This window comes from Enterococcus eurekensis (assembly GCF_042654605.1).
GTDB classification, from domain to species: domain Bacteria; phylum Bacillota; class Bacilli; order Lactobacillales; family Enterococcaceae; genus Enterococcus_I; species Enterococcus_I eurekensis.
Genome location: NZ_JBHSGT010000061.1, coordinates 49,040 through 56,306 on the forward strand (window position 1 = coordinate 49,040; position 7,267 = coordinate 56,306).

Here is a 7,267-nt window from a genome sequence, read left to right on the forward strand (position 1 = left end):
TCTACTTTAATCATCTTGTAAAATTGCCATTCCAATGGCTTCTTCGACAGTCTTTTGCAACCGCTGCATGCCAATTCCCAAAATCCCACTACTACTTGGAACTGGGATAATTGCTGGCGTCACCTGATTGTCGTATTGTGCAATTTCGTTTTCTAATTGTTCAACAATGCGTTCCGTAATAAAAATAACGCCATATTCTGGTGCCATCTCGGCTAATTGTCTTTTGGCTTCCTCAAGATCCGTCACTGGAAAAACATCAATCCCTAGTCCTTTAAACGGTAAAATCGAGTTTTTACCACCCATCATGCCAATTTTTTTATACATACGAATCACGCACCCGACTTCTTAACTTTTCTTCTGGAATTTTATTAATTTTTCCAATAAAAATCATTCGTAAATTTTTAATTTCGATTTCTTTGGCATACAAGTAACCTAAAATCGCACTTGGTCCAAAGGGAATAATCTTTTTTTCTTTAAAATAATTCATAATAAAATTATCTTTTAATAAATCAAAATGATTCAATGTTTGGTTTTCTTTCATTTCTTCAATTAATAACTGGCCCACACGGCGGTAAGGAGTATTTTCTAAGTACGCCGCTAAACTATCAAGCGATTGATGAATCTGCTCAACCAGTTCAGCCGCGGGGATCGTCCCACCATCAGCCATTACCGCATGCATAAAGCCTTTTTTACGCCCCATCAAATAACTGCGTAAAATCGTCGATAAGTTAAACATATCGATCCAACGCTGACTTAACTCGATAAAGCTTGGTTCTTTTGACTGTTCGGCAACTTCTAAAAAATGACGCCAATAATAGTTATCAAAGATAATATCGATTCCTTGAACCTCTTCATAGTCTTCAATATATGAGAAAACTTCTTCCAAACAGTCGATTAAAATTTGTGGTACCCCTTTATGTGCCCGTGTTTGGACAAGTTCTTTTAATGTATTTAAATCAAAAGCACCAAAAGGGACGATTAGTTCACTCAAATCTTCTTTTGTGTACCAGCTTTTGACGAGAACTTTTAAATTATGGTAGTCATATTTCAAAGAGAAAATATCGACAACTCCTCGGACAGGAGCTAGTTCATAAACTTGTTCAAACGTCCGCTTTTGTTCTAGTAAAAGCACTTTTTCAAAATCATGTTTCGAAGTACTTTCTTCGATAAAATCACCATAAGTTGTTTCAAGTAAAATAGGGTACAAATCTCTTGCTCTTTCAACACTTAGCAAACGCTCAAAAAAAGCACGATCAAGCAAGCGTCCTTCATATGTTCGAATTCTTACGTTTGCACTGCTATATTGAATATCTTTCAAGCAATCCCTCCTATTCTTGTTCAAAAATGAGCTCAATTAATTGATAACTCAAATCCTCTTCTTTTGACTCTAATAAGGCTTCGAATAAGTAATTAAATTCTATTTCGCCTTGTTTAAAAACGACCCCACTACGATTAGGAATCGTGTGTTGTGCTTGTCGAATGGTCACTGTTTCACCTAAAGCTTGTTGCCAGCGTCGATGCATTTCGCTAGTAATTATAGGGCAAGTCTTTTCACCAAAAATTAACTCCACATCACCTGTTACTTGAATCAATTGAAGTTTACGTAAAACAAAAGCTTCAATTTGATCAGCTGAAAGATTTTGTAATTGGACTCTAGCTTCTTCAAACAACTCATCTAAAATTTGTTGTTTGGCCGCTAAAATGCGGTTACGTGATTTGACATGAAGTTCAGAAACTCTCAAACTTAACTCTCTTTGTAACTCACGTTCATAACGTTTAAGATTTTCTTTTGATTCTTTTTCTAACTGTGCTTTTTTCAAATGTTCGGATTGAGAAAGTTCTCTTTCTGCTTCCTTAACGAGTGAAGCTTGTTTTTTGACCGCATCAATTTTAATTTTTGTCGTTAATTTTGTAATATCAGACATCTTTTTCCTCCTAGCTCATCACCAATAAGAAAGAAATAACGAAACCTAAGATAGCGTATGTTTCCATCATCGCTACAAAAATAATCCCTTTTGTCGTATGTTCTGGCTTTTTGGCTAAAATTTGCATAGCTGCAGCTGATCCGCGACCTTGCCATAATCCATTGGCTAACGCCGTAAACGAAATTGGTAATGAAGCAATAAATAAGAACAAGCCACGTTGGAAAGAAATGTCTCCCGTGATTTGTAAGAAAATCATAAAGGAAATAACGAATCCATATAACCCTTGCGTCGCTGACAGTAATTCCAAAATCAAAGCTTGACCAAATTTTTCCGGCTCTTCAGCAATCAATCCTGCAGCCGCTTGGGAAGTCATCCCAACTCCAATCGTTGAACCGATTCCTCCACAAATCGTCGCCGTTGCAACACCTAACCCGGCAAAAAGTAAGCCGCCATTCTCATAAAAAAAACTAATCCAATTTTCCATACTATTGTTGTTCCTCCTGTTGTTTTTTTTCATCTGACACAATGGTCACGTATTTGTTACTTGCTTTAAATGGTTTAAAAGCACGTCCGCCTCCGGTAAAGAATTTACCAAAAAACTCTAAGTACTGTAAACGAATGCCATGAACATAAGCACTTAAGTAACTTAAGAAAATGTTAATCGCATGCAGTAAAACAAAGAGAACTGCTCCAATGGTAAACCTTGCTGCTGTCGGGAAATAACTAATGATTAAGTTAAAAGCCGCAGCGATACTTCCACCTGCCACACCAAGTGCCATCAGACGTGTATAACTGACCAAGTCACTCATATAATTGGTTAAATCCATTAAACTATAGAGTCCAGTTCCAATCTTTCCAACAAAGGTTTCTCCTTCTGTACTTCCACCAATTACGACTGAAATTAGTGAAATAACAAGTCCAATTGAACCGATTGTACCTAAACTCGTCTCTGGTAAAACCATAAATCCCAAAGCTAGCAGTCCAACGCTAAATAAGAAAAGCATCCATGAACCCGCTTGGAATACCGCTTTGAATTTTTGCTCTTTCTTCGCCCATAAAACATAAAATTTTAATATCAAGGCAAAGAAGATCTGAATATACCCAAAAATAACAGATATAATTAATATTTCAGTAATATCTGATTGGTTAGACAATAGTTGAAACGGCATGGTCATTCCGAAGAAGCTTCCATAAATTAAGCCCCACATCATGGTAGGAATCGCACATAGTTGGAAAAAAGTTAGACTACGTTTCATACTTGCATCAAAGTAAAAAATCTTTTTAATAAGTAAAATTGCTAAAAATAAGAATAAACCATACCCAAAGTCAGCGACCATCATCCCAAAGGCTAAAGCGTAAAAAGGTGCCATAAAGGGTGTCGGATCAATTTCATTGTATTTCGGTAAACTGTACATCTCGATTAACGTTTCAAATGGTGCTACCCAACGATTGTTTTCTAGTAAAATCGGCACTTCATCGATTTCTTCTTCGCGAACTTCTTCGAAAACCAAATAATAATCGCCTTTCGTCACCTGACTGATTTGCGCTTCTAACGCTTGTGCTTGTGTTTTAGGTATCCAACCAGCAAGACTCGTAACGGCTTTTGATTGGAATAATCGTTCTTTGTTGCGACTTTGAATCACCTTGCTACTGTAGTATTCAGCAACCACATTTAATTGAATCTCTTCTGCTTGCATTTGCCTTAACGCGTCTTTGATTGCTTTTTCTTCAGCCACAATCGCAGCAATTTTGTCTTTTATTTCTGAAAGCGCTTCTTGTGGTTTACCTTGAAATGGGTAATGGTACTCATTGAAGCCCACTGTCGCTAATGAATATTGAACTTTTTTCTCATTCGTTTTATGAAAAAGTAACAATAAATAAGTCGTTGAATTTGTTTGTTGGATGATTTGATAATATGAACTCGGGTACTTCTCTAGTTCATGGTTTAATGTAGGTATTTGCTCATTCGATATCGTGCCTAAGAGACCGACGGAATGTTTCAAATCATTTAGAACTGCAGGGGATTCGTCAAAGTAGCGCCAACGGTTCAGTTCATTTTCTTCTTTAGAAAGGTCTTGTTTTTCTTGGGAAATCATACGCAAACGGCGATCTTTCGCACGTAAGTCTTCAACAAAAGATTCCCAATCAGATGTTTCGGTGATTTGTTCTAACTGTGCCAGCGTATAAGTTGGTGACTGGTTTCGTAATTTTTGAATAAAAGATTTCTGGGGAACATAATTGGTTAGAAATTCTTTCGCCCACAGTACTCGCGCGAGTTGATTTTCTAATTTGTCTGTTTGAATCGATGAATCATCTTTTACAAAGTGATTATCTGAAAGTAGTATGCCTTCATCGGCAGGTAAGATTTCTACCTTCTGAAAGTTTTGAAGTGTTTGTAGTAATTTCTCGTGCGTCTTTTTAAAAGTTAAAACGTGGAACTTTTGCATTTGAACAATAGCCAATTAACCCACCACCTCTTCAATCATTTTTGCGATGGCTTTTTCACGTAACACGGGAGAAATTTGTTGCAGTTTTTCAATCTCTCCATTTGTTTTTACGGTTAGCGGTGCTTTGATTTGCTCAAATTCTCGCTCTGATTTTTCGAGTAATCGTTGCTGTTCGATTTTTTCTTTTTCACGTAACTCTTTGCGAAAAGCAGCCAGTGCTTCTTGGCTTGCTTGTTGTTTCTCTTGAATTAAAGTCGCGGTTTCTTGAATAATCGTTTCCGCTTCAATTTCCGCTTCAATAATTTTTTGAATGGCATCTACACTCATTCATTCTCCTCCTTACTCATTTCTTATGAAAGCTATTACAGGTAAACTTAACTGTTATATAAATGTTAACGAAAATCAATAAGCACGTCAAGGAATCTGAGGGAATTTTCTTTAAAAAAACGAAAATTTCTTAAAAAAATCACAATTTAGCTGTTTTTTCCCTTCATATATATAGTCTATTCTAACATTCAATTTGAAAAAAGATGAATACAATGACTTCAACTATCCAATAATTACACAAAACTTGTTTTCTAATAATAAAAAACCAACGCGTAAAAGCGATGGTTTTAAAAATCATTCTTAATTAAATAAATCTGGGGAACGAGCTAAATAGCAAATCTTATCTGCAATTGCTTGCTCAAAATCTCCCTCTAGCGTTATCTGTTCGTTCGCTAATATTGTTAATGGTTGATATTCCCCAATTTGCACAGCATAGTGGGCGTTTTTAAACATTGTTTGGTCGTTTGCATCGTTGCCATAAGCGATATATGCTTGTTTTTCTACACCAAGTACTTGTAGTGCCGACCATTTATGGACACCTTTTAGACTAATATCAAGGACACCTTCTTGGCCATGCCGATTGACATAGACATTTAGCGCTTCTAATTTCATAGCAAGCTTGTCCATTTGATTAGCCGTCAAAAAAAGAACTTTTACTATCGGCTTCAATTCTCCCAAAGAGCACTCTTTGGCCAATTTCCCTGGATCAACATTTTGACGAATCGGATGATTTTCCGCACCGGTATAAGCGTAATCCCATTCACTATCGACTAAATAGGTCGCTTGATGTTCATGAATCTATTGCTTGATTTGGTTGTTTCATCCTCAGAAAAAGCCGTCGATTGAATGACTTTCCCATTTACAGAAATAAGCGAGCCATTCCCACCAATCATTGAATAATGATGAAAATCTGACGCAATCACAGGCAACATGTCACGAATTGGCCTAGCCGACGCAAAAATCACTTCATGTCCTGTAGCCGTTACTTCTTTTAAAGCCGCCAAAATACTAGCCCAATTGGTTGGCCCTTAAAACAAAGCGTTCCATCTAAATCAAAAACAAATTTTATTTTGTCATCCTTTCCTTATATAAATATACCTTGATTTATTATACTTCAATTTTAATATAACTGATAATATATCATTTTTATAAAGAAAAATATGATAATATAAATTTAACTATTAAATCAATTAAGGAGGGATAATATGCAAAAAAATGAGTTAAAGGAAACTGATAACTCTCTAGAATTAAAACGAAGTCCACTTTTTAAAAATGTAAAAACCACGAGAGGAGAAAAAGGGATTAAATTTTTAGCTGATTGGGCACTCATGATACCTGGTTTAGTTGAATCACTACCGCTTGAAACAAAATATGTAGTCGATATGTCATCTGAAATTAGTACCCAAATATCATCTGGTGCTTTATCTTTTTTGAAAAAAACGAATGGGGAAACCTTGGCAATTCTTAAAGATCCAAATACACATGAAATTGTCAAGAATTTGCCTATAAAAGCTGAATTAGCCACACCTATGCTAGGACCGGCAATGCTAGCTGTATCTCTTTTTATTCAAATGAAAAAAATAGAAAAAGGCATAGATGACTTAAATAAAGGAATTAGTGAAGTCCTACAGAATTTTGAAAATGACCGATATGCACGTGCTTTTGCAGCGAAAGAAAAATTTGAACAAGCTCTACTTTTTACAGATACTCAAACAAAAAACAATTTTATATTGAATATCCTAGATGATGTAACAAATACTAAACATATGCTATACAAACAATTGACTTTTAAAACTGAGAAAATCATAAATCAAAAAACTAGATTTAATGATAAATCAAAATTTGAATTAGCAAATGAAGCCCTCCAAAACTTATATCTATTTAATGAATGCTTTAAAATTCAAATACAATGCTACACAGAACTCGAAGAATATTATTCACTAAGTCATGCTCTAGATACATATAAGAATGAAATGGACACAGTATTAACTAAAGAAGTCCAATTAGCAGTTGATGGCTATTTTAAGGATCCCACGAACCCGTTTAGTCAAGCAATATTCGAAGTAATTACGACCGTGTACCAAACAAATGACTTCTTATTGGACAACGAATCACTAATTTTAACTCAGCCTAAAATACATCTATAGAATTTATTAGTTTCAAGAAAGGATTGTCTTTTATGATTACATGTACTGAATGTGGAAGGGAAATAAATGCGGGACAAAAAAGATGTAACTATTGTAATTCTCAAATAATGAAAATCACTGCATCAAAGATTTTGAACAAAACAAAAATAGCATCTAGTCACGCTTTAGAAAAAACAACAAAAACTTCTTCTCTGTTCTACAATAAAGCCGCGGATAATTTTAAAAACTTACAAGAAAAAAAGCAAGAAAAATCAATTAAAAACACACAAAAAAAAATAAATAAATTACAACAGAAACTGGAAAATAAGAAGGAAACTTCAAAATCCCTTGAAGAATAATTTTATAGTTAGATATATCCTGAATAATTCATAGCTTTAATTCTTTGGCACATTTTATTGAAATATGTATCACTAATATCCCT

The 7,267-nt window shown here is 34.9% G+C and carries 10 protein-coding genes; 2 read left to right on the plus strand and 8 right to left on the minus strand.

Annotated features, from left to right (window positions below; all coding sequences use genetic code 11):
- Nucleotides 1–6: 6 nt before the first annotated feature.
- The 8 genes from ACFO3L_RS10060 to ACFO3L_RS10095 all read right to left on the minus strand — a co-directional run bounded on the left by ACFO3L_RS10060 (nucleotide 7) and on the right by ACFO3L_RS10095 (nucleotide 5,703).
- Nucleotides 7–324 (minus strand): V-type ATP synthase subunit F, encoded by a 318-nt coding sequence (locus ACFO3L_RS10060; RefSeq protein WP_379966872.1) that lies wholly within the window; start codon nucleotides 322–324, stop codon nucleotides 7–9.
- A complete protein-coding gene (locus ACFO3L_RS10065) occupies nucleotides 317–1,318 on the minus strand; it encodes a V-type ATP synthase subunit C (RefSeq protein WP_379966875.1) in 1,002 nt (333 codons plus the stop codon). Before ACFO3L_RS10065 ends, ACFO3L_RS10060 begins: the two co-directional genes overlap by 8 nt.
- A 10-nt stretch (nucleotides 1,319–1,328) precedes the next feature.
- Complete coding sequence (locus ACFO3L_RS10070) at nucleotides 1,329–1,925, minus strand: V-type ATP synthase subunit E (protein WP_379966878.1); 597 nt, start codon at nucleotides 1,923–1,925, stop codon at nucleotides 1,329–1,331.
- 10 nt (nucleotides 1,926–1,935) lie between these two features.
- Nucleotides 1,936–2,409 (minus strand): V-type ATP synthase subunit K, encoded by a 474-nt coding sequence (locus ACFO3L_RS10075; RefSeq protein ID WP_379966881.1) that lies wholly within the window; start codon nucleotides 2,407–2,409, stop codon nucleotides 1,936–1,938.
- Nucleotide 2,410: 1 nt separating this feature from the next.
- Complete coding sequence (locus ACFO3L_RS10080) at nucleotides 2,411–4,387, minus strand: V-type ATP synthase subunit I (RefSeq protein WP_379966884.1); 1,977 nt, start codon at nucleotides 4,385–4,387, stop codon at nucleotides 2,411–2,413.
- A complete protein-coding gene (locus ACFO3L_RS10085; protein ID WP_379966887.1) occupies nucleotides 4,388–4,699 on the minus strand; it encodes a hypothetical protein in 312 nt (103 codons plus the stop codon).
- Nucleotides 4,700–4,999: 300 nt separating this feature from the next.
- Nucleotides 5,000–5,368: an HAD hydrolase family protein gene (locus tag ACFO3L_RS10090; protein ID WP_379966889.1), complete on the minus strand. Its 369-nt coding sequence runs from the start codon at nucleotides 5,366–5,368 to the stop codon at nucleotides 5,000–5,002.
- A 101-nt stretch (nucleotides 5,369–5,469) separates the two neighbouring features.
- On the minus strand, nucleotides 5,470–5,703 hold the full coding sequence (locus tag ACFO3L_RS10095; RefSeq protein WP_379966892.1) for an HAD hydrolase family protein: 234 nt from the start codon (nucleotides 5,701–5,703) through the stop codon (nucleotides 5,470–5,472).
- Between the two features lie 201 nt (nucleotides 5,704–5,904).
- Between ACFO3L_RS10095 and ACFO3L_RS10100 the strand changes: the two genes are divergently transcribed.
- Both ACFO3L_RS10100 and ACFO3L_RS10105 read left to right on the plus strand, forming a co-directional pair.
- Nucleotides 5,905–6,846 carry a hypothetical protein gene (locus ACFO3L_RS10100; RefSeq protein WP_379966895.1) on the plus strand — a complete coding sequence of 314 codons (942 nt, stop codon included), beginning with the start codon at nucleotides 5,905–5,907 and terminating at the stop codon, nucleotides 6,844–6,846.
- 32 nt (nucleotides 6,847–6,878) lie between these two features.
- Complete coding sequence (locus tag ACFO3L_RS10105; RefSeq protein ID WP_379966898.1) at nucleotides 6,879–7,184, plus strand: hypothetical protein; 306 nt, start codon at nucleotides 6,879–6,881, stop codon at nucleotides 7,182–7,184.
- Nucleotides 7,185–7,267 lie beyond the last annotated feature (83 nt).